Raw genomic sequence first — 23,489 nt, 5'->3', positions numbered from 1 at the left:
TGAACGCCATCACCAGGCCCTGCACCGTGTCGGTGACGCTCACGGCCCAGAAGCCGCCCAGCAGCGTGTAGACCAGCACCACCGCGGCGCCGACCAGCACCGCCGTCTCCATCCGCAGCTCGAAAGCGCTGGCAAAGGCGGCCCCCGCGGCCTGGAACTGGGCCGCGACATAGAACGTGAAAGAGAACAGGATCACCCCGGAAGCCAGCAGCACGATCCGCCGCGGCCAGCCGTGGTGCGCGTCCGGGCCGGCGATGAACCCGGTCAGCGTGATGGCCCCGCTCGCCCGGCTGGCACGCATCAGCCGGGGCGCGACCCACAGCCAGTTGACCAGGAAGCCCGACAGCGTGGCCGGGAACAGCCACAGCGCCGGCAGGCCCCAGAGGTAGGCCATCCCGCTCACGGCCACCAGCGTCCAGGCCGAGGAGGAGGACGCCGAGGCGCTGATGGCGGCAACCCAGCCGCCCAGCTGCCGGCCGCCCAGGAAGAAGTCGCCGGTGTCGTGGGTGCGCCGCGTGGCCCACAGGCCGATGCCGACCAGCAGCAGCTTGTAGACCACCAGGGTGTAGAGAATGGCGTCGGCCCGCGACATGGCGCTCCCCGCTCGGCAGCGGCCGAGTTTAGCAGGCGACCAGGCCCTACAATGGCCGCATGAATACGCAGGCAGCACCAGGCTGGCGCTTCTGGATCGACCGCGGCGGCACCTTCACCGACATCGTCGCGCGCCGGCCCGACGGCCGCCTCGAAAGCCTCAAGCTGCTGTCCGAGGCGCCCGACCGCTATGCCGACGCCGGCCTCGAGGGCATGCGCCGGCTGCTCGAGCTGGCCGACGCTGCGGCGCTGGCCGAGGCGCCGATCGAGGTCGTCCGCATGGGCACCACGGTCGCCACCAACGCCCTGCTGGAACGGCGCGGCGAGCCCACCGTGCTGGTCGTCACCCGCGGCTTCGGCGACGTGCTGCTGATCGGCACCCAGCAACGGCCGGACCTGTTCGCGCTCGACATCCGGCTGCCGCCGCCGCTGTACACCGAGGTGATCGAGGCCGACGAGCGCCTCGCCGCCGACGGCGCGGTGCTGCGGCCGCTGGACGAAGCCGCCCTGGCGGAGTCCCTGGCGGCGGCGCGCGCGCGAGGCTTCCGCGCCGCCGCCGTGGTGTTCCTGCACGGCTATCGCTACCCCGCCCACGAGCAGGCCGCGGCCCGCCTGGCGCGGGCGGCGGGCTTCGACCAGGTTTCGGTGTCGCACGAGGTCAGCCCCCTGCCCCGCATCGTGCCGCGCGGCGACACCAGCGTCGCGGACGCCTACCTGTCGCCGGTGCTGGACCGCTACGTGGCGCAGCTGCGCCGGCCGCTCGGCCGCCAGCGGCTGTTGTTCATGCAGAGCAACGGCGGGCTGGCCGAGGCCGATCGCTTCCGCGGCCGCGACAGCGTGCTCTCGGGCCCGGCCGGCGGCGTGGTCGGCCTGGCGGCGGCCGGGCGGCGCGCCGGGATCGAGCGCCTGGTCGGTTTCGACATGGGCGGCACCTCGACCGACGTCTGCCTGTACGAGGGCGAGTTCGAGCGCAGCCAGGACAACCGCGTGGCCGGCGTGCGCCTGCAGGCGCCCATGCTGCTGATCCACACCGTCGCGGCCGGCGGCGGGTCCATCCTGGCTTACCAGGACGGCCGCTTCCAGGTCGGGCCCGCTTCCGCCGGCGCCCACCCCGGGCCGGCCTGTTACGGCCTCGGCGGGCCGGCCACCGTGACCGATGCCAACCTGCTGCTCGGCCGGCTGCAGGGTGCGGCCTTGCCGCAGGTCTTCGGCCCCGGCGGCGACCAGCCGCTCGATCCCGAGGCAGCCCGTGCGCGCCTGCAGGCGATCGTCGAAGCGGTGGCGGCGGACGGCCAGCCGGCCCTGAGTCTCGAGCAGGCGGCAGCCGGCTTCCTCGAGGTCGCGGTCGAGCGCATGGCCCGGGCGGTCAAGCAGGTCTCGGTGCGTCGTGGCGCCGACCCGGGCGCCTTCACGCTGTGCGGCTTCGGCGGCGCCGCGGGGCAGCACGCCTGTGACGTGGCCGACGCCCTGAACATCCGCCGGGTACTGCTGCCGCCCTTCGCCGGCGTGCTGTCGGCCTGGGGCATCGGGCTGGCCGACCTCGTCGCGCTGCGCCAGGCGCCGGTGCAGCGCGAACTGGATGCCGGCGTGCTCGCGGCTGCGCGCGCCCTGCTCGCCAAGCTCGGGCAGGCAGCAGCCGACGAACTGGCGGCGCAGGGCCTGGCCCCGAGCGAGTGCGTGGTCAGCCAGCGCCTCCGGCTGCGCTGCGCCGGCAGCGACACGACCCTGGAAGTGCGGCTCGCGGACGAAGCGGAGGTGCGCGCGGAGTTTGCCGCAGCCTACGAACAGCGCTTCGGCTTCGTGCCCACCCAGGCGCTGGTGCTGGAGTCGGTGGAAGCGGAGGCCCGCGGCGGCGGCGGCGAGCCGGAAGGCGCCCCGGAGCCCGACACCGCCGGGTCGCGCGGCAGCGGCCGCGCCTGGGTCGGCGGCAGCTGGCAGGACGTGCCGCTGGTGGCGCGCAGCACGCTCGCGCCCGGCGAGCGCCTGCCGGGCCCCGCGCTGGTGCCGGAACGCAACGCGACGACCTGGGTCGCGCCGGGCTGGGAGGCCCGGGTGGATCGGCACGGCAACCTGCTGCTCGAGCGCGCCGCCCGGCGGGCGCGACGCAAGGTTTCGACGCGGGTCGATCCAGTCCTGCTGGAGGTATTCAACAACCGTTTCATGCATGTCGCCGAGGAGATGGGCGCGGTGCTGCAGAACACCGCCAGCTCGGTGAACATCAAGGAGCGACTGGACTACTCCTGTGCGGTGTTCGACCCGGCCGGCGGGCTGGTCGCCAATGCGCCGCACATGCCGGTGCACCTGGGCTCCATGGGCGAGAGCGTGCGCGCCGTGATGGCGCGCTTCGCCGCCGACATGGCGCCGGGGGACAGCTTCGTGCTGAACGATCCCTACGAGGGCGGCACCCATCTGCCGGACATCACGGTCGTGACGCCGTTCTTCGGCGCCGGCGACCGCCCCGCGCTCTACGTCGCCTCGCGGGCGCACCACGCCGACATCGGCGGTCGCACGCCCGGCTCGATGCCGGCCGACAGCCGGCACGTCGACGAGGAAGGCGTGCTCATCCGGGCCCAGCGGCTGGTGCGCGGAGGACGGCTGGACGAGGCCGCGGTGCTGGCGTTGCTCGGCAGCGGCCGCTGGCCGGCGCGCAACCCGGCCCAGAACCTCGCCGACCTCGGCGCGCAGCTGGCGGCCAACCGGCGCGGGATCGCCGGGCTCGAGAAGATGCTGGCCGAGTTCGGCGCCGAGGTCGTCAACGCCTACATGGGCCACATCCAGCGCAACGCGGCCGAGGCCGTGGCCGAGGCCCTGGGCACGCTGGCCGACGGCGAGTTCAGCTGGCGCATGGACGGGGGCGAGACGGTGCGGGTGGCGATCCGGATCGACCGGCAGCGGCGCCGGGCAGTGATCGACTTCAGCGGCACCTCGCCGCAGGCGGCCGGCAACCTCAATGCCCCGGCGGCGGTATGTCGCGCGGCGGTGCTGTACGTGTTCCGCTGCCTGGTCCGGCGCGACATCCCGCTGAACGAGGGCTGCCTGGAGCCGCTCGAGCTGGTGATCCCGGCGGGCAGCCTGCTGAACCCGGGCTGGCCCGCCGCGGTCGCCGGCGGCAACGTGGAAACCTCGCAGTGCGTGGTGGACGCGCTGTTCGGGGCGCTGGGCGTCGTCGCCGCCTCCCAGGGGACGATGAACAACCTGAGCTTCGGCAATGCCGGCCACCAGTACTACGAGACGCTGTGCGGCGGCGCGGGCGCAGGCCCCGGCTTCGACGGCGCCTCCGCCGTCCATACCCACATGACCAACAGCCGGCTAACGGACCCGGAGATCCTGGAGCTGCGCCACCCGGTGCGGGTGGAAGAATTCGGCGTGCGGCGGGGCTCGGGCGGCGCCGGCCGCTGGCACGGCGGCGACGGCGTGGTGCGCCGCCTGCGTTTCAACGAACCCATGGCCGCAGCCATCATCGCCAACCGCCGCGTCGTGGCGCCCTTCGGGCTGGCGGGCGGCGCGGACGGCGCCCCGGGGCGCAACCGGATCCTGCGGAGCGACGGCCGGGTGGAAACGCTGGCCGGCACCGCGGCCGCCATGCTGGAGCCCGGCGACCAGCTGGAAATACGGACCCCGGGCGGCGGCGGTTTCGCGCCCCGTTCGTGAGGCAAGTCACGCTCCGCCGGTGACCCCGGATTTATCATCGGAGCGTGGAAAGAAGTACTTGGGACGGCTGCGAGCACTGGGATCCGTACGCCGTCTGGCAGACCATCCTGCGCCAGCATCCCGTACTGGTGGCAGACGTTTCGGACTCGGTCGGCCGCATCGAGCGCGAGCTGCTGAGCGAGTTCTGCGAGGCGATCGCCGATTACCCGGACTTCCTGCAGGACGCGCTGCTGCTCATCGCCCATGCCCACGGCGTCGAGGCGGCGGCGGAATCACTCGATGCGGCGATCCGCCAGGAGTACGCCCGCTGCCGCGCCCGCCACCAGCAGCATGAGGACCTGACCCGCCAGGGCTAGCCTTGCTCCGCCGCCTCGTCGGCGGCGAGCACGCGCCGCGCCGCGCCCGACCGGGCCTCGTCCGCATCCACCTGCACCGGCACCGACGCCAGCCAGCGCTGGTGGCCGGCCGGCAGCTCCAGCAATTCCGCGCCGCGCCGGATCAGCGCCACGTACCAGTCCCAGGGCAACAGGTCCGGGGCCAGTTCCGCGGGCGCGGCGCGGAAGACCAGGGCCCGGCGCGGCCCCGACGCCGTGAGCACCTCCACTTCGTCCACGTCGTAGCCGGCGCCCGCCGCCCCGAGGCGCTCCAGCGCCCCGGCGGGCAATTCGTACAGCGCGCCCGGCAGCGCGGCGCCGGGCTCCGTGCTCGGGCAGGCGTCCGAGCGGGCCGCGCCATCGCGCCCGCGCTTGCGGAAGGCCAGCCGATAGCCGGGCAGGAAGGCGGGACCCTGCAGTCGCGCCGCCGGCACCCGCCGGCGCAGCCAGCCCGGATGCACGTTGGCGCCATAAGCGAAAAAGAGGACGTGCCCCTCCGCCCCGCTCAACCGGCTTCCCGCGTCCCCGGGGACAGCGCGCCCGGCGGCGGCGCCTGGCAGCGCGGCCGCGCGATCGCCCAGCGCTCGGCCGAGACCTGCGCCAGCCGTCCGCCGTCCAGGCCCTGGACCACGCGATAGATGACGAAATCCCGCGGCCGGCGCGGCGCGAAGCCGAAGGTGAACTCGACCCGCGACCGCCGGTCGGGACCAGCCACGTCGTCCACGTCCACGAACCAGGCCTCGCCGGGATCGCCGGCCAGGCGGCCGGCAAAACGCAGCGACTCGAACCAGGTGCCCAGCTGCGTCCGCAGGCGCGCCACGAGGTCGGACCCGGCGGGCTCGAACACGACCCAGCGCGTCCCGTGCAGCACCGTGCGCTCGATCATCAGGCCCAGCCGGCGTGCCGCCAGGGAGCGCCAGGCCGGGACGCGGCAGTCGGCAGCAGCCAGGGTGCGGCCGCCGGCGACGACGACGCGGCCGCCCGGGCCGCGCCTGATCAGGTTCAGCCCGGCGGCCAGCAGCCGCTGCTGCTGGGCAGCGGGCAGCTCGTGCGTGGGCCGGAAACCGCTGCCCAGCGCCGGCTCCTCGTCGGTCGTCGTGCGCGTCAGCGCCCCGGCGACCGCGCCCAGGGCCGAGCGCTCCCTGGCTTTCCCCTGCCCCGCCAGCCGCGGAAACACGGCGGCGACGTTTTCGCCCGCGATGTTCAGGCCGTGCAGCCAAGCCAGCGCCTGGTCTGCGTCATTGGCGCCGGGGAGCGCCTCGAGCAGCAGCATGGCATGGCGGCGCCGGCAGTAGCGCAGCGCCGCCAGCAGCAGCGCCGGCCCCGGCTCGCGCCCGTCCGGCGCCGGCGGCAGGCAAACGAAGTCGAGCGGCCCGGCGCCATCGAGTGCGAACAGCCCGGTGCCGCGGGCGGACGAGCCGACCAGGTCGTAGTCTGTGACCGCCCGCCCGTCCGCGCCGTCGTCCCCGGCCACCGCCCAGCTCACGGGATAGCCGGGTGCGGTACTGACGGTCGGCCGCGGCCGGGTCGGCGGGGTGGGCAAGCGCGCCCGCACCAGGCGGGACTCCAGCAACACGTCGGCGACGTAGCGCTCCGCCCCGGGCTGCACCGACACCCGCGGATAGATCTCCTGCTCCACCACGCGCTCCGAGGCCGGCGCACGGAGCCGCTGCAGCACCAGGTTGAAGGTGAACGTGTCGGAGGGCGCGACCTGGTCGTAGTCCACGGACGCGCGCAGGTACTCCGAGTCGCCCGGGCTGAGCGCCTCCAGCACCAGCACGCCCTCGCTGCCCGGCAACCGGATGGTGCACGCGCGCGCCTCGTTGGCCACGCGCACGACCACGGCCCGCTGCCCGCCGGCATGGAAGAAATCGGCAACGCAGCGATCGAGGGGGGACTCGGCGCCGGCGATGCTGAAAATCCGCTCGTAGGCGGCGTGGCTGTCGACGGCGATGGCGGTGTCGAGCGGACCGCGGCGCGCCGCGCCGATGAAGGCGGTGGCACCGTCGGGAAAGATCTCGAGCGGCGTCTCGCGCCCCGGGAATTCCTCCACGAGCATCCCCGGAGCGAGCCCATCAGCCATGCCGGACTCCACTGCAGCGGCGGCATGCCGCCATGGACGCGAAGGCTATCAGTACGGTCACGCGGCCGCCAGCGCGAACACCAGCACGAGCAGGCCGACGGCGCCGGTCAGGCGGGTGCGCAGCTGGCGGTACCAGGGCGGCAGGGTCTCGGCCACCGGCCCGCTCGCCTCCCAGGCCCGCAGGCCGGCAAAGCCGAGCAGCAGCAGCCAGGCCGCCGGCGCGGCCGGCAGCAGCAGGGCCGCCCAGGCGAGCAGCGCCGGCAGGATGCTCAGCGCCAGGCGCATGATCCGCAGCCGTCCGGTGGCCAGCGCCAGGCCCCAGTGCACCGCGCCGACGAAGGAGAGGATGACCGCGCCATAGGCCAGGAACTGCTCGGCGAAGTACTGCTGGCGGGCGGCGTCGCTGAGCAAGAAGCCCGCCAGCGCCGCGACGAAGGGCACCAGGCCCGCGTAGCCCAGCCACTGGCCGGCGCGGGGGATGCCGCCGGCGAGCCGGGGATGAGCCAGCAGCTCGGTCGGCCCGCCGATGAAGCGGCCGTCGAGGAAGACCTGCGGCAGCGTATGGTGGCCGGTCCATTCCTCCAGCACATGGAAGCGGGTGCGCGCGTCGCCGTCGCGCATCGACATCGTGACGATGCGGTACTGGAGCTCCAGCTCGTCGAGCCGCCGCAGCAGCTCGCGCACGTCGGTCAGGCGCGAGACGAACAGCACGACCGGGGCGCTGGCGGCGTCCTGCCGCAATGCATCCAGATGCTCCCTACCGCTCATGCAGCTCCTGCTCCTGCGCCTCGAGACCCAATCCTGCGATGATAATAGCCGATGCCGCGCACGGCCGAGGAGCGGGAACGACATGGAACGACACGGCAGCAAGCCTCCCGGGCAGGGACTGCGCGACGCCCTGCGCTGGCTCTCGGCCGAGGGCCGGCACGACAACGCCGCCATCGAGGAAGCGTGCCGCCGGTTCGACCTGTCGCCACGCGACGAGGAATTCCTGCTGGCCGAGGCCCGGCGCCTGCGCGCCCGCGCCGCGGGCCAGGGCGCGGACCACGGCGAGGCCTAGCAATGCTGGAACTGTTCACCCGTTATCCCCGTCTCGCCGACTCGCTGCCGTGGCGACCGCTCGGACACTGGCCGACGCCGGTGCAGCAGGCCGAGGCGAGCTTCGCCGGTGAAGCCTGCGCCAGCCTGTGGCTCAAGCGCGACGATCGCTGCGCTGCGCCCTACGGCGGCAACAAGGTGCGCAAGCTGGAGTTCCTGCTGGCGGACGCGCTCCGGCACGGCCACGAGCGCGTGTTCACCTTTGGCGTCGCCGGTTCCAACCATGCGCTCGCGACCGCCGTCTACGCCGCTGCCCTCGGGCTCGAAGCACGGCTGCTGCTGACGCCGCAGAGCAACTCCTCCTTCGTCGGGCGCAACCTGCTGCTGGGCCGCTGGGCCGGCGCGCAACACGTCCATTGCCCTACCGAGGCCGCGGCCCGGAGCGCGGCCCGGGCACTCGAGCTCGGCGGTCCGGGCCAGGCGTCGTACCGCATACCCGGCGGCGGCTCCTCGCCCCTCGGGGCCGTCGGCTTCGTCAATGCCGGGCTCGAGCTGGCGGCGCAGGTCCGGGCGGGGCTGATGCCCGCGCCCGACGTGATCTATCTCGCGCTCGGCACCATGGGCACGGCGGCCGGGCTGGCGCTGGGGCTGGCCGCGGCCGGCCTGCCCACTCGGCTCCAGCTGGTGCGCGTGGTGCGCGCGGACATCGCCAGCCCGGCGCGCTTCCGCGCCCTCTACCACGGCGCCGCCCGCCTGCTGCATCGCGCCGACCCGCGCTTTCCCCTCCGGCCCCTGGAGCCGGACCTGCTGGAAGTCCGGCACGAGTTCATTGGGCCCGGCTACGCCCGCTTCACGCCCGAGGCGATGGCCGCGCTGCGCGAGGCGCGCACCGCCTTCGGCGTGGGCCTGGAGGGCACTTACACCGGCAAGGCGTTCGCCGCGCTGCTGGCCGACCTGCACGCCGGCCGTCTGGCGGGGCAAAACGTGGTCTTCTGGAATACCTACAACGGCCAGCCGATGCCGCCGGCGGCGCGCGCCCTCGACTACCGTGAACTACCCTCGCCCTTCCACCGCTACTTCGAAACGCCCTTCCAGCCTCTCGACCCGGAGACCTGAGGCGTCACAGGGCGCCGAAGCTGTCGACGCCGGCGAGCAGCAGGTCCCAGCGCGCCTCGATGGCCTCCCGCGCTGCGACGGCCGGCAGCCCCTTCACCATCGCTGCGCGCGAGAACAGCCAGCCGACGGCGTCGCCCGGCCCCAGGCTCAGGAAGTAGCCCAGCTGCTGCGCGTCCCAGGCTTCCGGCTCATCGCCGGCCAGCACCCGCGCGACACTCTCGGCCACGTGGCGGCCCTTGCGCACCGCCGTCTGCGCCGTGGCCGCGTCGAAGGGCACGTCGCGCCAGCGGGCACAGTCGCCGGCGGCGAAGATCCCGGGCAGGGCCCGGCCGCGATGCAGGACCCGGCCCGCCGCATCGGCATCCACCGGGCGGGCCGTCGGGCCGGTACACAGCAGCACGCCGCCCGCCGGCAGCGATTCGGCGCCGTCCGGCCCGAGCAGGCGGATGCGCCCGCGCCCGGCGCCCTGGTAACGGGTATCCAGGCGCACGTCGACGCCGAGCCGCTCCAGCCGGCGCCAGACCACGCGCCGCAGCCGGGCCGGCTCGGCCGGGAGAATGGTCCCGGAGGCCTCGACCAGGCCGAGCGGCGCGCCGCGCTCGCGCGCCGCCGCCAGTTCGAACACGCATTGCAGCCCGCTGGCGCCGGCCCCGACCACCCACGCCGGCCCGGGATTCGCCGCCAGCTGCCGGTAGGCCCGGATGCCGGCGCCGGTGGCCAGGCTCTCCAGCGGCACCGGCGGCGTCTTGCTGCGGCTCCGCGGACGCTTCGGCCCCGGCAGCCCGGTGGCGAGCACCAGGGCATCGAACTCGAGGTCCTTCCGGCCGAGCCTGAGCCGTCCCTGCTGCGACCAGCGCCGCAGGAGTGCCATGTCCCAGCGCACGGCCACGGCGTGGTGACGAAAATCCCAGCGCCGGGCGATCGGGCCGAAGCCGGCGTGGAGGTCCGCCAGCGGCCGCCGCAGGGTTTCGTGCAGGAGCGTCCGGCGCAGATGCCAGCGGCCCGGATCGACCAGGTGGCGCTCGGCGTCGGGCAGGACCCGGGCCAGCCGCGCCAGGCAGGCCAGCCCGGCATAACCGCCGCCCACCACCACGATCCTCATGCCGTCGCGCTCCCGCGTCGCGACTGCCCGCGGGCGATGACCACGCCGGCGAGGATCAGGCCCAGCGCGGCGAAGGCCCGCGGGGGCAGCCGCTCGCCGAGGGCCAGCGCGCCGAGCACCACGGCCCATACCGGGATGAGGTAGTTGATCAGCGACAGGAAGGTGGGGCCGGCGCGATGCACCAGGGTGAAATACACCACCGTGGCGAGTCCCGTCGAGAGGGCGCCGAGCGCCGCCATGGCCAGCGCGGGCCACAGCGTCACCGGCTGGTGCGTCACGGCGTCGGCCCCGTCCAGCGCGCCGCCGGCCGCAAGCCACAGCCCCGTCAGGATGGCCCCAACCGACAGGACCGGCGCCGCCACGACCACCGGATGCAACCGCGGCCCGCGCCGGGCGACGATGGCCGCGATCCCGTAGCACACCGCGCCGCCCAGCACCGCCAGCTGGCTGAGCAGGGCGGCATCGCGGCCGCGCAGCGCGGCCGCCGCCTCCGGCCCGGTCAGGGCCACGACGCCCAGGAAGCCCAGCAGGAAACCGGCCACGCGGCGGCCGGTGAGCTGTTCGCCTGCCACGAAGAAGTGCGCCAGCAGCAGCACCACCAGCGGCATCACGGCCATCAGGATGCCGGTCAGCCCCGAGGGAATCGACACCTGGCCCCAGGCGATGAGAAAGAAGGGCAGCGCGTTGCCGATCACCGCGATGGCGAGAAAAAAGGCCCAGACCCGCGCCGATGCCGGCACGCGGCGGCCGGACAGCAGCAGCACGAGGAGCATCACCCCGGCCCCCACCAGCAGGCGGCCCGCGGTCACCGCCGCCGGGGTAAAGGCGTCCAGCGCCACCCGCACCAGCAGGAAAGCGCTGCCCCAGAGGGCCACCAGCAGGAGCAGCAGCGTCCATTCCAGCAGGCCCTGCCGCAGGCCCTGCTCGCCGGCGTTCAACGGGCGCTCCGGCGCAGGAACAGCGGCGTCAGCAGCAGGCCCGCAATGAAGCCGCCGAGATGGGCGCGGAACGCCACGCCGCCCTCGGCCGCGGGCGCCGCCAGCGACGACAACAGCTGGACCAGGAACCAGAGGCCCAGCACCCAGACCGCCGGCAAGCGGATCACCTGGAGCACGAAGCCGAAGGGCACCAGCACCAGCACGCGCGCCCGCGGAAACAGCAGCAGGTACGCCCCGAGCACGCCGGAGATCGCGCCGGAGGCGCCGACCATCGGCACGATGCTCTGCGGCGCGGGCAGCGCCTGGGCAAAGACTGCGCCGGCGCCGCAGGCCAGGTAGAACAGCAGGAACCGCGCGGGGCCCATGCGGTCCTCGATGTTGTCGGCGAAAATCCAGAGATACAGCATGTTCCCCGCGAGATGCAGCCAGCCGCCGTGCAGGAACATCGAGCTGAACACCGTCACCAGCGGCGGCACCAGCTCGAGCTCCGGCGGCAGGTGGGCGTGCCCCAGCAGCACCGCCGGGATCACGCCGAGACCGAAGATGAGGCGGTTGAAGCCCTCGGCGCCGAGCGACACCTGGAACACGAAGATCCCGACGCACGCCGCGATCAGGCCCCAGCTGACCAACGGGACGATGCTGACCGGGTTTTCGTCGCGCAGGGGGATCATGAGGCGCCGCGGCAAGCCGCGGAGCTGCGGGACAGCCTCAGGATGACGGCCTCCGGTAACGTCCCTGGCCGAGCCGCAGGGCCCTGGCCTTCAGCTCCCGCGCGGTGCGCCGCGTCAGCCGCTTCGCCGGCCCGCGCCACAGGCGCCGTTCGCGCAGGATGCCGCGCAGCACGTCGAGATCCTGGAGCTCGCCCAGCACGTCGGCCAGCTTCTTCAGGGTCGCGCGCTCCATGCGCTCGAGCGGGCGGCCGGATAGCTCGCGCTGGTAGAGCTCGCGCTTGACCGCCTTGCGGAAATCGTGGAAGCGCTCGACCCGGTGGTCGGCGGCAGCGCGCCGGTAGGCGCGCGCGCTGGCGGCCCGGCTGGCCGCGAGGCCGGCATCCAGCATCGCGGGGGTCACGTCCTGGAACGACCAGCTCTCGACCTCGGCGCTGATGTCCTGCAGCTCGTCGGCGACGCGCTGCGCCAGCGACCGCGGCAAGCCGCGCGATTCCGGCCCCAGCGGGCGCTGCGCCGCGATGACGGTGCTGAGATGGTCGAGCGCCGCCAGCTCGGCGGCGTCGGCGCGGGGACGAAGCCGCGCCACGGTCTCCTCGGCGGCATCGGCATCCCGCAGGTGCGCCAGTTCCCGGGCCGCGGCGCCACAGCGCTTCTCGGCCCGGCGGGTGGGCAGGGCGCCGTCGCAAAGGCGCAGCAGCGCCCGCGCCCGCTTCAGGTCCTTGCGCACCTCGTGGACCACCCAGGCAGGCGGCAGCTCAGGATCGCGCAGGCGCGCGATGGAGCGTTCGAGCTGTAGCCGGACCTGCTCCGGCGGCTTGGGCGGGACCGGGCTCGAACCTGCCTGGGCGCCCTGGTCCCTGACTGCATCGGATTCGGCGTTCATCCTCCGGCCCCTGGATAGCGGACCCGCAACTTTATCACGGCGGCCGGCGGCCGCGGCGGGCCCCGGGGGATTTGCGGTCGCCGGGGCGCGGCAGCATCATGAGAGCCGGAACAGATCAACCGGAGAACCTGCCGATGCCGACGCATCGCCCACGCCGCCCGCGCCTCGTGCCGGCCCTGCTGTCACTGCTGCTGGCGGGGGTTCCAGCCGCCCAGGCCTCGGGCGTGCTCGAGTTCATCCAGCCCCGGCTGAACCTGGTCGAGGGCCAGAGCGCCGACATCACGGTGGTGCGCAGCGGCGACACCAGCGCGGAAGCCACGGTCGTCCTCAACGTCAGTCTCGGCGGCACCGCGGCGATCGGCACGGACTTCACGATCGACCTGCCGCTCGGGGTCATTCGTATCCCGGCGGGCGAGCTGTTCGGGCGTGCCACCCTGGAAACGGTGCAGAACAGCGGCGTGAACGGGACGCGCTACGCCGTCCTCACGCTCGCCAACCCGAGTTCCGCGACCCTGGCCCGGGAGTCCACGCTGCTGCTCCAGATCGAGGACGACGAAAGCCCGGACGCCGCGCTGAGCCTGCCGGGGACGGCCGTGCGGCGGGTCACGGCGGGCAGCGAGCTGGCCATCGACGTGGCCCGGGACGGGCTCGACCAGCAGGTGGTGTCCGCGCTGCTGCTGGGCGTGCCCGGCACCGCCGGCCTGGGCATCGACTTCACCGACCTGACCACCACGGTGGAGTTCGCAGCCGACCAGACCGAGCAGCAGTTGCTCCTGTCCACCATCGGCCGGTCGCAGCCGACCTTCCCGCGCACGCTCACGGTGGTGCTGGCCGAGGCGGAGCCGGACGACCGCGCCGCCTTCACCGGCCTTGGGCCGCTGGTCGTGATCGAGGAGCCGGCCGCCGACCGGGCCGGCGAGTTCGCCATCTTCACCAGCACGCCCGAGGTCCAGGAGGCCGACGGCACCGTGACCTTCACCGTGGACCGCAACCGCGGCAGCACTGGCACGGCCTCGGTCAACTGGATCACGGTCGACGGCAGCAGCACCGGGAGTGCCGCGGTGGCCGGCCGCGACTATGTCGCCGCCGGCGGCACGCTGGAGTTCGCCGCCGGTGTGACCCGGCAGACCTTCGAGGTCGAGCTCATCGACGACCCCGACGACAGCCGGCCGCGGCGCAGCTTCCAGGTCGCGCTCACCAACGCCTCGGCGCTGGCCGGCATCGATCCTGAAAGCCGCGTCGCCATCGTAACCATCGAGGACGACGACCCGGGCGAGACCTGCCGGGGCTTCTGCAACTGCTTCATCGCCACCGCGGCCTGGGGCAGCTGGATGGATCCGCACGTCGCCACGCTGCGAGACTTCCGCGACCGGGCCCTGATGACCAACGCGCCCGGCCGGGCGTTTGTCGCGCTGTATTACCGGCACTCGCCGCCGGTCGCCGAGTTCATCGGCCGCCATGAGGCGCTGCGGGCGCTCACCCGCGCCCTGCTGACGCCAGTGGTGTTCGCCGTCACCTACCCGCTGGCCACCAGCGCAGCCGTCCTGCTGCTACTGGCGGGGGGCCTGAATCTTCGCCACCGGCAGCGGCGAAAGGGGCTGACATGAGCAAGAAAGTTCTCGTCACCGGGTCGTCCACGGGTATCGGGCGGAGCACTGCGCTGCGTCTCGCAGAGCGCGGCTGGCACGTCTTCGCCGGCGTGCGCAAGCAGGCGGATGCCGACGCGCTGGTGGCCGAGGCGGGCGGCGCGCTGGAGCCCCTGTTGCTGGACGTCGCCAGGGAGGATTCGATCGCCGCGGCGCTCGAGCACATCCACGGCGCCGGCGACGGCACGCTGGACGCGCTGGTCAACAACGCCGGCGTCTACATCGGCGGCCCGCTGGAGCTGATGGAGCCGAAGCAGGTCCACCAGACCTTCGCCGTCAACGTCACCGGGCTGCTGCTCCTCACGCAGGCCTGCTTGCCGCTGCTGCGGGCCTCCCGGGGCCGGATCGTCAACATCAGCTCCATCTCGGGCCTGATCGCCATGCCGGGCGTCAGCGTGTACGCGGCCTCGAAGCATGCGGTCGAGGCGATCACCGACTCGCTGCGGCTCGAGCTCAGCCCCTTCGGCATCAAGGTCGTCGCGGTCGAGCCGGGAGGCGTCAAGACCCCGATCTGGGACAAGGGCGCCCAGCGCGACGAAGCCGCGCGCGAGGACGCTGCCAAGTCCGCGCTGCGCGAACTCTACGCGCCGCTGGTGCGGCTGCTGGAGAAGCTGAACGCCAAGCCGGGCGGCCTGCCGCCGGAGGCGCTGGCCGAGGTCGTCACCGAGGCGCTCGAAGACTCCAACCCGAAGAACCGCTACCTGGTGGGGAAGGACGCCAAGGCCCTGAAGCTGCTGACGCGGCTGCCGGACGGCCTGCGCGACCGCGCCATCGCGTCCAAGATCTGGTAGCGAATCTCCCGCGCCGGCTCAGTTCCGGCGCAGCAGGGCCGCCAAGCCCAGCCCGCCCTCTTCCATGGCGGCGGCGAGCTTGTCCATGAACCGCTTGTGGCCGCGCCACTCGACCTTCCAGGCGTCTGCTTCCTCGACCGCCTTGAGCAGCCAGTCGTCGCTGGTGCCGATCTCGTCCACCAGGCCGAGCTCGAGCGCCCGCGTGCCGTACCAGTACTCGCCGGTGGCGACGCGCTCGAGATCGAGCGACGGCCGGTAGCGCCCTACCATCTCCCGGAACAGGGTGTGCACTTCTTCCAGTTCCTCGCGCAGCTTGGCGCGGTCCTCGTCCGTGACCTCGCCGAACATGCTGACCGTCCGCTTGTAGCGGCCGGCCTTGACCTGCTCGACGCTGATGCCGCGCTCGTCCAGCCAGCGGCGGAAGTTAGGCACCTGGGCCAGCACGCCGATGGAACCGACGATGGCGAAGGGCGCCGCGATGACGCGGTCGGCGACGCAGGCCATGAGATAGCCGCCGCTGGCCGCGACCTTGTCCACGGCCGCGACCAGCGGGATGCCGCGCTCGCGCAGGCGCACCAGCTGCGATGCCGCCAGGCCGTGCTCGTGCACCAGGCCGCCGGCGTTCTCCAGCCGCAGCAGCACCTGGTCGCCTTCCTCGGCCACGGCCAGCACGGCGTTGACTTCCTCGCGCAACGAAGCCGTCGCGCTGGCGCGGATGTCGCCGCGGAAATCCAGCACGAACACGCGCTTGCGCGGCTGGTCCTGCTCCGCCTTGGCCTCCTGCTTGCGTTGCTTGGCCAGCTTCTTGCGTTCGGCCTTCGGCAGCAGCGCGCCGCGCAGCCCGTCGGCAGCCTGGCGCAGGCGCTTCTTCAGGTCGGTGACCTTCATGCCTTCCGACTCGCGGGTGCGCCGTTGCAGGTTCACCAGCGCCGCGGCCACGAACAGGATGGCGGCCGCCAGGGTGACGGTCTTGGCGAAGAACAGTCCGTATTCGATCAGGGCCTCGGTCACGGCGGCCTCACTTCCGGGTGGTCAGGTTGCGCGCTATGGTAGCGCAGCCCGCTGCGCCGCCGGGCCTCCTGCCACGACGAGAACAAGCAATGGACATCGTCTTCAGCCCCGCACATCGCCGCCAGCACGGGCAGGCCGAGCTGACCGACGGCCGCCTGGTGCCGGTCTACGAGCACCCGGGACGCCTCGACGCCGTTCTCGAAGAGCTGGCCCGGCGGGGCTTTCCGGCGCCGGTCGAGCCGGAGGATCACGGGCTGGACCCGCTCGTCGCCGTGCACGACCCGGCTTATGTCACCTTCCTGCAGTGCGCCTGGGACGAGTGGGTCGCCGCGCACGGCCCGGCACACGACGCCCTGCCGCTGAGCTGGCGCGCGCCGGGGATGCGCGAAGACCGCGAGCCGACCCGCATCGACGGCCGGCTGGGTTACTGGTCTTTCGACGCCGGCACGCCGGTCACTGCCGGCACCTGGGCGGCCGCCTACTCCGCCGCGCAGGCCGCCGACACCGCACGCCGCCGGGTCAGTGCCGGCGCGCGGGCCGCCTTCGCCCTGGCGCGCCCGCCCGGCCACCACGCGGGCTCGCGCTTCTTCGGCGGTTACTGTTTCCTGAACGGCGCCGCGATCTCGGCCCAAGGCTTCCGCGACGCCGGAGTCGAGCGGGTGGCCGTGCTCGACGTGGACTACCACCATGGCAACGGCACGCAGCAGATCTTCGCCGGCCGGCCCGACGTCTTCACCGTCTCGCTGCACGCCGACCCGAGCTTCTGTTTCCCCTTCTTCCTCGGCCATGCGGACGAGACCGAGGGCGGCACCCACCTCAACCTGCCGCTGCCCAAGGGCACCGACTGGCCGCGCTACCTGCCGGCGCTGGAGACCGCGCTGGCGCGGATCGGGGAGCAGGAACCGGGCGCGCTGGTGGTCTCGCTCGGCGTGGATACCTGGGATGGCGACCCGATTTCGAGTTTCAAGCTGCAGACCGCCGACTACCGCCGCATGGCCCGACGCATCGGCGCACTCGGGCTGCCCACCGTGGTCGTCATGGAGGGCGGCTACGCGGTGGAGACCATCGGCGCGAACGTGGCGGAGTTCCTGGAGGGGTTCGAGGAAACCCCAGCCGCGACTTGAACCCATTTGACTAAGAAAGGGAGCGAGCTTATCCTTTCTTAGCAGTCAGGGCTAAGCAAGGATCCTTTCTCAGTGGCTTCGGCTAAGCAACGATCCAACCGGATTGGCCGCTACGCATCGACCACCGTCGCAGGCGAGGAGGTTCGGGCCTACGTGCCGCCGCCTCTGCCGCCGAATCCCCCCGTTCGCCTGGAAGGCCTTTACCCCAAGCTGGAGGCCGCGAACCGGGCACTGGGGCGGCTGGACGGCGTGACCTCGATTCTCCCGGATACGCCACTGTTCCTTTACATGTATGTCCGCAAGGAAGCCCTGCTATCGGCCCAGATCGAGGGCACGCAGTCCTCGCTGTCCGACCTGCTGCTGTTCGAGAGCGACGAAGTCCCCGGCGTCCCGATCGACGATGTCGAAGAAGTATCGAACTACGTCGCGGCGATGCAGCTGGGCATCGACCGAATGCGCGAGGGACTGCCGATGTCGAATCGCCTCATCCGCGAGCTGCACGGGGTGCTGCTCCGCGGCGGCCGCGGCAGTGCGAAGCAGCCCGGAGAGTTTCGGCGTTCGCAGAACTGGCTCGGCGGGACGCGGCCGGCCAACGCCAGGTACGTGCCCCCGCCGTACGAGCTGGTTGCCGAGCAGATGAGCGCCCTCGAGAAGTACATTCACAACCACGCCGATCGGATGCCGCTGCTCGTGCGTACAGCGATGGTGCACGTCCAGTTCGAGACCATCCATCCGTTTCTCGACGGAAATGGACGCCTCGGGCGCCTGCTGATCACGCTCCTGCTGGTTGCCGAAGGCGCATTGCGAGAGCCTGTTCTCTACCTGAGCCTGTACTTCAAGACGCGGCGGCAAGACTACTACGAAGCGCTGCAGCGGGTCCGGACAGATGGCGACTGGGAGTATTGGCTCGAGTTCTTCCTTGACGGCGTAAGGCAAACAGCGGAACAGGCCGCCGCTACGGCGGGCGACATCCTCGCCTTGTTCGAGCGCGACAGGGCGATGATCCAAGGGCTGGGCCGTCCTGCCGGTTCGGCGCTTCAGGTGCACCAGTTCATGCAGGCCCATCCGATTACTTCTGTGGCAGCGGCTTCGCGTTCCTTGTCCATTTCGACGCCAACCGTGCGCAAGTCGGTCGGCCACCTGGTCGATCTCGGGATCCTCAGCGAGGTCACGGGTAAACGACGAGATCGAGTGTTCGCGTATCGGGAATACATGGCCATTCTTGCGGCAGGGACCGAGCCGCTTTGACAGGCATCATTCTCCGCAAGACGATGAATCGTCGAAGCGGTCGATCATGACTTCGAACTCCAGGTCGCGACCCAGTCGCTCGTCGCGCCGGTCGAGGCCGATCAGAACAACTCCCCCTGCGGCACCGGCGCGCGAAAGAGGTCGCTGCGCAGGCCAAACCCCTCGCCCTGGTTGAGCCCGTGGCGCCGCACCGCCACCTTGAAGCGCCGGGCGATCAGCTCGGCGAACACACCCTCGCCGCGCAGCCGCACGCCGAAGCGGCTGTCGTTGTCGCGCCCGCCGCGCATCTGCCGCACCAGGCTCATGACGTGGCCTGCCCGCTCCGGCAGGTGCTCGTCCAGCCATTCGCGGAACAGCGGTGCGACCTCGTGCGGCAACCGCAGCAGGGCGTAGCTGGCGCGCTTGGCGCCGGCCGCGGCGGCCTGCGCCAGGATCTGCTCCAGGTCGACGTCGGTCACGGCCGGAATCACCGGCGAGACCAGCACGCCGACGGGCACGCCGGCCGCCGCCAGGCTGGCGATGGCCCGCAATCGCCGCGCCGGCGCCGAGGTCCGCGGTTCGAGTTTTGCCGCCAGCCGGTTGTCGAGGCTGGTGACCGAGACCAGCACCGCCACCAGCCCGTCGCGCGCCATGGCGGTAAGCAGGTCGAGGTCGCGCTCGACCATCGCGCTCTTGGTGATGATCGTGCAGGGATGGCGCGCCTCGGCCAGCACCCCGAGCAGCTCGCGCGTCACCCGGTAATGCTTCTCGATCGGCTGGTAGGGATCGGTGTTGGCGCCGAGGTTGATGGGCGTCGGCTGGTAGCCGCGCTTGCACAGCGTGGCGCGCAACAGCTCGGCGGCGTTGGTCTTGGCATAGAGCCTGGTTTCGAAGTCCAGCCCGGGCGAGAGGTCGAGGTAAGCGTGGCTGGGCCGCGCGTAGCAGTACACGCAGCCGTGCTCGCAGCCGCGGTAGGGATTGATGGAGGCGTCGAAGGGAATGTCGGGCGACTGGTTGCGCGAGACGATGCTGCGCGCCCGCTCCTCCGTCACCGTCGTCGCCGGCCGGCCGGGTTCGTCCTCCGGGTCCGGGAACCAGCCGTCGTCCACCGCCTCGCGCCCGACGCGCTCGAAGCGCCCCTGCGGGTTCGAGACTGCGCCGCGGCCTTTAAAGGCACCGCGAGCCATCGAGTTTCCCTTCGGCTCAGACATGGCGGGGTGTCTCGGGCCGCGCGACGCAGAATGGGCGTTTTCGGGGCGCTCGCGCACAGGACGTGCGCGAGCGCCCCGAAAACGCTCATCTGCGGCGCGTGGCCCCAGCCACCGTCACAACCCGACGTTGTTCTGCTCGAACACCCGGTCGGCGCGATAGCTGGAGCGGACCAGCGGCCCGGACACGACCTCGAGGAAGCCCATCTCCAGCCCGATGCGGCGGTACTCGGCGAACTCCTCGGGCGTGACGAAGCGCTCCACCGGCAGGTGGTTCGCAGTCGGCCGCAGGTACTGGCCGAAGGTCACGATATCCACGTTGCGCGCCTTGAGGTCCTCGAGCGTCTCGAGGATCTCGGCCTCGGTCTCCCCGAGGCCGAGCATCAGGCTGGTCTTGGTCAGCACCTCGGGCCGGTGGCGCTTGGCGTGCTCCAGCACGTCGAGGGTCTGCTCGTAGCCGGCGCGCGGGTCGCGCACCGGGTGGGTCAGTCGCCGCACCGTCTCGAGGTTTTGGGCGTAGACCTCGAGCCCCGAGTCCACCACCGTCTCGATCGCGGCCAGGTCACCGCGGAAATCCGGCGTCAGCGCCTCGACCGCCGTGTCCGGATTGAGCGCCTTGATCTCGCGCACGCAGGCGGCATAGTGCGCCGCGCCGCCATCGTCGAGGTCATCACGGTCCACGCTGGTGATGACCACGTAGCGCAGGCCCATCAGCTGCACCGAGCGCGCCGAGTTGGCCGGCTCCTCGGCATCCAGCCAGCCGCGCGGGTTGCCGGTATCCACCGCACAGAACCGGCAGGCGCGGGTGCAGACCGAGCCCATGATCATCAGCGTCGCGGTGCCGTTGTTCCAGCACTCGCCGATGTTCGGGCACATCGATTCCTCGCACACCGTGGCCAGGCGGTGCTCGCGCACGTTCTGCTTCACCCTGGCGAAGCGCTCGCCGCTCGGCATCTTGGCCCGCAGCCACGGCGGCTTGCGCCCGTGCGGCGCGGCCTCGGCGCGCGGGTTCTGCTTCACGCCGTTCTTGATCGCGGCAAAGCCCTGCTCGGTGCGGAACTTGGCCCCGCTGGGGACGCGAGCCGGCTGCACGATGGGGATGCCCTTGAAGTTGGTGTCCATGGCGCGCAATTCTCGCACGGGCTCACCCGAACCGGGAGCCGGCGGCTTGTTAATGCGAACGATTCGCATTATTCTGAAGGGCCATTTCACCTGAGACTTGCAGGAGTCACCATGTCCCTCCGCTTCCGCGATCTTTCCGGTCCGGTTCTCGCCGTCACGCTGGCCGCGCTGGCGCTGTATGGCTGCAGCCGGGAGGGCACTCCCGGGACCCAGGCCCAGGCTCCGGCCGAGGCGCCGGCCGATGCCGGCGTCATCAACATCTACTCGGCGCGCCATTACCAGAGCGACGAGGACCTGTACCAGGCCTTCACGGACGCCACCGGCATCCGCGTGCAGCGCATCGAGGGCAAGGACGACGCGCTGATCGAGCGGATTCTCCAGGAGGGCGACGCCTCGCCCGCCGACATCCTGTTCACCGTCGATGCCGGCCGTCTCTGGCGTGCCGAGCAGGCGGGCATTTTCCAGGCCGTCTCCTCGCCCATCCTGGAGGAGCGCATCCCGCCGCAGCTGCGGCACCCGGAGGGCAAGTGGTTCGGCTTCTCGACTCGCGCCCGGATCATCTACTACGACAAGACCCGCATCGAGCCGGGTGCGATCACCCGCTACGAGGATCTCGCCGACCCGCGCTGGCAGGGCGAGCTCTGCATCCGCTCCGGCGGCAACATCTACAACCTGTCGCTGATGGCCTCGCTGATCGAAGCCCACGGCCTCGAGGCGGCCGAGGAATGGGCTCGCGGCGTCGTCGCCAACTTCGCGCGTGACCCGCAGGGCGGCGACACCGACCAGATTCGCGCCGTCGCAGCCGGCGAGTGCGGTATCGCCCTGGCCAACACCTATTACTTCGCCCGGCTGATGAAGTCCGACGATCCGGCCGACCAGGCCGTGGTCGAGCGCGTGGGCTGGGTGTTCCCCAACCAGGACGAGCGCGGCACGCATGTGAACATCTCCGGCGCCGGCATCGTGGCGAACGCGCCGAACGCCGCCGGGGCGCTGAGGTTCCTCGAGTTCCTGGCCTCGCCCGAGGCCCAGACGCTCTTCGCGCGCGGCAACAACGAGTACCCGGTGGTGGAAGGCGCAGCGCTGGACAACCCGGCGCTGGAGACCCTCGGCGAGTTCAAGGTCGACCCGGTCGACGCCACCGTCTACGGCGAGAACCAGGCCGAGGCGCAGCGCGCGCTCGACCGCGCCGGCTGGAAGTAGCCGGGATCCCAGGCGGTGAGCGGTAGACGACGGCTGCTGTCGCTGCCGCTCGCCGCGCTGCTCGTGGCGGGGCTGGTCGCCCTGCCCGTGCTGACGGTGGCGCTGCACGTGTTCCTGCCGGACGAGGGCGCGTGGCGGCATATCGTCGACGTGCTGCTGCCGGATTATTTGCGCAATACCCTGCTGCTGGTCGTCGGCACGGCGCTCGGCGTCATCGCCCTCGGCCTGACCACCGCCTGGCTGGTCTCGGTCTGCCGCTTCCCCGGCCGGCGGATCTTCGAATGGGCGCTGGTGCTGCCGCTCGCCTTCCCCGCCTACGTCATCGCCTATACCTACACCGACCTGCTGCAGGTCTCCGGCCCGGTGCAGACCTGGATCCGGGAGCTCACCGGCTGGTCGGCGCGCGACTACTGGTTCCCGCCCATCCGCTCGCTGGGCGGCGCCGTGGCGATGCTGTCGCTGGTGCTGTATCCCTACGTCTACCTGCTCGGGCGCGCCGCCTTCGTGCAGCAGTCCAGCGGCGTGCTGGAAGCGGCGCGGACCCTGGGCTGCGGCCCCTGGGGCGCGTTCTTCAAGGTCGCCCTGCCGATGGCGCGGCCGGCGCTCGTGGCGGGCCTGCTGCTGGCGCTGATGGAGACGCTAGCCGACTTCGGCACCGTGGCCTACTTCGGCGTGCCGGTGTTCACCACCGGCATCTACCGCGCCTGGTTCTCTCTCGGCGACCCGGTTTCGGCCGCCAAGCTGTCGGCGGTGCTGCTGGCCTTCGTGCTCGTCCTGGTGGCGCTGGAGCGCTGGAACCGGGGCGCCATGCGCTTCCACCAGGTCGGCGCGCCGGCTGCCCAGCACAAGCCCTACCAGCTGCGCGGCTGGCGCGCGCTGCTCGCGGTGCTGGCTTGCATGGTGCCGCTGGGCTTCGGCTTCCTGCTGCCGGCGGCGCGGCTGGGGTGGCTAAGCTGGGTGGCAGGCGACGCCCAGTTCGGGGCGCGCTACCTGGGGTTGCTGTGGAACAGCGTCAGCCTGGCCGCCATCAGTGCCGTCGTGGCGGTCGCCGCGGCGGTGATCGTCGGTTACGGCCTGCGCCTGCAGCCGGGGCGCCTGATGCGGGGCGCGCACCGCCTCGCCGGGCTCGGCTACGCCATCCCCGGTTCCGTCATCGCCGTCGGCGTGCTCATTCCGCTGGCGGCGGCGGACCGGGGCCTGCGTGAGCTGCTCGCGTCCTGGTTCGGCATCGAGGCCGGCCTGCTGCTCACGGGCGGCATCCTCGGCCTGCTGTTCGCCTACCTCGTGCGCTTTCTGGCGGTGTCGCTGCAGAGCGTGGACGCCGGGCTGGCCCGCATCACCCCGGCCATGGACGACGCCGCCCGGGCCCTGGGCGACGGCCCGGGCCACACGCTGCGGCGGGTGCACCTGCCGATCCTGCGGGTCAACCTGCTGACGGCCGGATTGATCGTCTTCGTCGACGTGATGAAGGAACTGCCGGCGACGCTGATCCTGCGCCCCTTCGATTTCGACACCCTGGCGGTGCAGGCCTACAAGCTGGCTGCTGACGAACGCCTGGCCGAGGCCTCCACGGCGTCGCTGGCCATCGTCGTGGCCGGGCTGATCCCGGTGATCCTGCTGGCGCGCCAGGTGTCGAAGCCGGCCAAGCGGCGCGCGCGCAGCGAAGCCCGGATTCTCATGGATACCCCGGCCACCCCGGCTCCGACCGGCTGA

Annotated in this window: 20 protein-coding genes and 1 pseudogene; 10 read left to right on the top strand and 11 right to left on the bottom strand. The window is 72.2% G+C overall.

Translation table 11 applies throughout. The features are described 5' to 3' along the window. Positions 1-592 (bottom strand): annotated as a pseudogene (locus G6N75_RS06085) (sodium:proline symporter); the annotation flags it as partial. 59 nt (positions 593-651) lie between these two features. On the opposite strand from G6N75_RS06085, the gene G6N75_RS06080 reads away from it, so the two are divergent. Next, positions 652-4,242: a hydantoinase B/oxoprolinase family protein gene (locus G6N75_RS06080; protein ID WP_165347459.1), complete on the top strand. Its 3,591-nt coding sequence runs from the start codon at positions 652-654 to the stop codon at positions 4,240-4,242. Between the two features lie 44 nt (positions 4,243-4,286). Next, positions 4,287-4,598 (top strand): hypothetical protein, encoded by a 312-nt coding sequence (locus G6N75_RS06075; protein ID WP_165347458.1) that lies wholly within the window; start codon positions 4,287-4,289, stop codon positions 4,596-4,598. Here G6N75_RS06075 and G6N75_RS06070 read toward each other — a convergent pair. From G6N75_RS06070 to G6N75_RS06060, 3 genes are read right to left on the bottom strand one after another with little or no spacing between them, the layout of a single operon-like run. Continuing rightward, entirely contained in the window at positions 4,595-5,125 is a 531-nt protein-coding gene (locus tag G6N75_RS06070; protein ID WP_165347457.1) for a gamma-glutamylcyclotransferase family protein, read from the bottom strand. The genes G6N75_RS06075 and G6N75_RS06070 overlap by 4 nt on opposite strands. Next, positions 5,122-6,699 carry a hypothetical protein gene (locus G6N75_RS06065; RefSeq protein ID WP_165347456.1) on the bottom strand — a complete coding sequence of 526 codons (1,578 nt, stop codon included), beginning with the start codon at positions 6,697-6,699 and terminating at the stop codon, positions 5,122-5,124. The genes G6N75_RS06070 and G6N75_RS06065 overlap by 4 nt, the downstream gene beginning before the upstream one ends. A 57-nt stretch (positions 6,700-6,756) precedes the next feature. Beyond that, complete coding sequence (locus G6N75_RS06060; RefSeq protein WP_240900967.1) at positions 6,757-7,467, bottom strand: DUF3429 family protein; 711 nt, start codon at positions 7,465-7,467, stop codon at positions 6,757-6,759. 82 nt (positions 7,468-7,549) lie between these two features. On the opposite strand from G6N75_RS06060, the gene G6N75_RS06055 reads away from it, so the two are divergent. Together G6N75_RS06055 and G6N75_RS06050 are read left to right on the top strand one after the other, a co-directional pair. Next, positions 7,550-7,759, top strand: coding sequence for a hypothetical protein (locus tag G6N75_RS06055; RefSeq protein ID WP_165347454.1), 210 nt, complete (start codon positions 7,550-7,552; stop codon positions 7,757-7,759). A 2-nt stretch (positions 7,760-7,761) separates the two neighbouring features. Next, entirely contained in the window at positions 7,762-8,853 is a 1,092-nt protein-coding gene (locus G6N75_RS06050; protein ID WP_165347453.1) for a pyridoxal-phosphate dependent enzyme, read from the top strand. A gap of 4 nt (positions 8,854-8,857) precedes the next feature. Here the strand turns inward: G6N75_RS06050 and G6N75_RS06045 are convergent, their stop codons facing one another. From G6N75_RS06045 to G6N75_RS06030, 4 genes are read right to left on the bottom strand one after another with little or no spacing between them, the layout of a single operon-like run. Then, on the bottom strand, positions 8,858-9,955 hold the full coding sequence (locus tag G6N75_RS06045) for an FAD-dependent oxidoreductase (protein WP_165347452.1): 1,098 nt from the start codon (positions 9,953-9,955) through the stop codon (positions 8,858-8,860). Beyond that, positions 9,952-10,893, bottom strand: coding sequence for a DMT family transporter (locus tag G6N75_RS06040; protein ID WP_165347451.1), 942 nt, complete (start codon positions 10,891-10,893; stop codon positions 9,952-9,954). The genes G6N75_RS06045 and G6N75_RS06040 overlap by 4 nt, the downstream gene beginning before the upstream one ends. Continuing rightward, positions 10,890-11,564 carry a rhomboid family intramembrane serine protease gene (locus G6N75_RS06035; RefSeq protein WP_165347450.1) on the bottom strand — a complete coding sequence of 225 codons (675 nt, stop codon included), beginning with the start codon at positions 11,562-11,564 and terminating at the stop codon, positions 10,890-10,892. The genes G6N75_RS06040 and G6N75_RS06035 overlap by 4 nt, the downstream gene beginning before the upstream one ends. Before the next feature lie 37 nt (positions 11,565-11,601). Then, positions 11,602-12,447 (bottom strand): CHAD domain-containing protein, encoded by an 846-nt coding sequence (locus G6N75_RS06030; protein WP_165347449.1) that lies wholly within the window; start codon positions 12,445-12,447, stop codon positions 11,602-11,604. A 134-nt stretch (positions 12,448-12,581) separates the two neighbouring features. Between G6N75_RS06030 and G6N75_RS06025 the strand changes: the two genes are divergently transcribed. Next, a complete protein-coding gene (locus G6N75_RS06025) occupies positions 12,582-14,054 on the top strand; it encodes a CFI-box-CTERM domain-containing protein (protein WP_165347448.1) in 1,473 nt (490 codons plus the stop codon). Next, positions 14,051-14,884, top strand: a complete 834-nt coding sequence (locus G6N75_RS06020; RefSeq protein WP_165347447.1) for an SDR family oxidoreductase — start codon at positions 14,051-14,053, stop codon at positions 14,882-14,884. Before G6N75_RS06025 ends, G6N75_RS06020 begins: the two co-directional genes overlap by 4 nt. A gap of 18 nt (positions 14,885-14,902) precedes the next feature. Here the strand turns inward: G6N75_RS06020 and sohB are convergent, their stop codons facing one another. Next, positions 14,903-15,895, bottom strand: a complete 993-nt coding sequence (gene sohB / locus G6N75_RS06015) for a protease SohB (protein WP_165347446.1) — start codon at positions 15,893-15,895, stop codon at positions 14,903-14,905. An 89-nt stretch (positions 15,896-15,984) separates the two neighbouring features. Here sohB and G6N75_RS06010 point away from each other — a divergent pair, with 89 nt between their 5' ends. Further along, on the top strand, positions 15,985-17,019 hold the full coding sequence (locus G6N75_RS06010; protein WP_165347445.1) for a histone deacetylase family protein: 1,035 nt from the start codon (positions 15,985-15,987) through the stop codon (positions 17,017-17,019). A 72-nt stretch (positions 17,020-17,091) separates the two neighbouring features. Further along, a complete protein-coding gene (locus G6N75_RS06005) occupies positions 17,092-18,267 on the top strand; it encodes a Fic family protein (protein ID WP_165347444.1) in 1,176 nt (391 codons plus the stop codon). A 101-nt stretch (positions 18,268-18,368) separates the two neighbouring features. Here the strand turns inward: G6N75_RS06005 and G6N75_RS06000 are convergent, their stop codons facing one another. Together G6N75_RS06000 and lipA are read right to left on the bottom strand one after the other, a co-directional pair. Further along, the gene (locus G6N75_RS06000) at positions 18,369-19,433 is read right to left on the bottom strand and encodes a PA0069 family radical SAM protein (RefSeq protein ID WP_165347443.1); all 1,065 of its coding nucleotides are present in this window, start codon (positions 19,431-19,433) and stop codon (positions 18,369-18,371) included. Between the two features lie 138 nt (positions 19,434-19,571). Beyond that, positions 19,572-20,576, bottom strand: a complete 1,005-nt coding sequence (gene lipA / locus G6N75_RS05995; protein WP_165347470.1) for a lipoyl synthase — start codon at positions 20,574-20,576, stop codon at positions 19,572-19,574. Between the two features lie 111 nt (positions 20,577-20,687). Here lipA and G6N75_RS05990 point away from each other — a divergent pair, with 111 nt between their 5' ends. After that, positions 20,688-21,776: a Fe(3+) ABC transporter substrate-binding protein gene (locus G6N75_RS05990; RefSeq protein ID WP_165347442.1), complete on the top strand. Its 1,089-nt coding sequence runs from the start codon at positions 20,688-20,690 to the stop codon at positions 21,774-21,776. A gap of 15 nt (positions 21,777-21,791) precedes the next feature. After that, positions 21,792-23,489: an iron ABC transporter permease gene (locus G6N75_RS05985; RefSeq protein WP_165347441.1), complete on the top strand. Its 1,698-nt coding sequence runs from the start codon at positions 21,792-21,794 to the stop codon at positions 23,487-23,489.

The organism is Thioalkalivibrio sp. XN8 (genome assembly GCF_011058255.1).
GTDB lineage: Bacteria > Pseudomonadota > Gammaproteobacteria > Steroidobacterales > XN24 > XN24.
The sequence above is the reverse complement of the archived record's forward strand: the minus strand, read 5'-3'. Positions and strand labels throughout refer to the sequence as shown.

What these genes read in the sequence shown, in the direction of transcription:
- G6N75_RS06080 (WP_165347459.1), top strand. Translation starts at nt 652, where the DNA reads ATGAATACGCAGGCAGCACCAGGCTGGCGCTTCTGGATCGACCGCGGC.
- G6N75_RS06025 (WP_165347448.1), top strand. Translation starts at nt 12,582, where the DNA reads ATGCCGACGCATCGCCCACGCCGCCCGCGCCTCGTGCCGGCCCTGCTG.
- lipA (WP_165347470.1), bottom strand. Translation starts at nt 20,576, where the DNA reads ATGGACACCAACTTCAAGGGCATCCCCATCGTGCAGCCGGCTCGCGTC.
- G6N75_RS06060 (WP_240900967.1), bottom strand. Translation starts at nt 7,467, where the DNA reads ATGAGCGGTAGGGAGCATCTGGATGCATTGCGGCAGGACGCCGCCAGC.
- G6N75_RS06010 (WP_165347445.1), top strand. Translation starts at nt 15,985, where the DNA reads ATGGACATCGTCTTCAGCCCCGCACATCGCCGCCAGCACGGGCAGGCC.
- G6N75_RS06000 (WP_165347443.1), bottom strand. Translation starts at nt 19,433, where the DNA reads ATGGCTCGCGGTGCCTTTAAAGGCCGCGGCGCAGTCTCGAACCCGCAG.
- G6N75_RS06020 (WP_165347447.1), top strand. Translation starts at nt 14,051, where the DNA reads ATGAGCAAGAAAGTTCTCGTCACCGGGTCGTCCACGGGTATCGGGCGG.
- G6N75_RS06030 (WP_165347449.1), bottom strand. Translation starts at nt 12,447, where the DNA reads ATGAACGCCGAATCCGATGCAGTCAGGGACCAGGGCGCCCAGGCAGGT.
- G6N75_RS06065 (WP_165347456.1), bottom strand. Translation starts at nt 6,699, where the DNA reads ATGGCTGATGGGCTCGCTCCGGGGATGCTCGTGGAGGAATTCCCGGGG.
- G6N75_RS06050 (WP_165347453.1), top strand. Translation starts at nt 7,762, where the DNA reads ATGCTGGAACTGTTCACCCGTTATCCCCGTCTCGCCGACTCGCTGCCG.
- G6N75_RS06055 (WP_165347454.1), top strand. Translation starts at nt 7,550, where the DNA reads ATGGAACGACACGGCAGCAAGCCTCCCGGGCAGGGACTGCGCGACGCC.
- G6N75_RS06035 (WP_165347450.1), bottom strand. Translation starts at nt 11,564, where the DNA reads ATGATCCCCCTGCGCGACGAAAACCCGGTCAGCATCGTCCCGTTGGTC.
- G6N75_RS06045 (WP_165347452.1), bottom strand. Translation starts at nt 9,955, where the DNA reads ATGAGGATCGTGGTGGTGGGCGGCGGTTATGCCGGGCTGGCCTGCCTG.
- G6N75_RS05990 (WP_165347442.1), top strand. Translation starts at nt 20,688, where the DNA reads ATGTCCCTCCGCTTCCGCGATCTTTCCGGTCCGGTTCTCGCCGTCACG.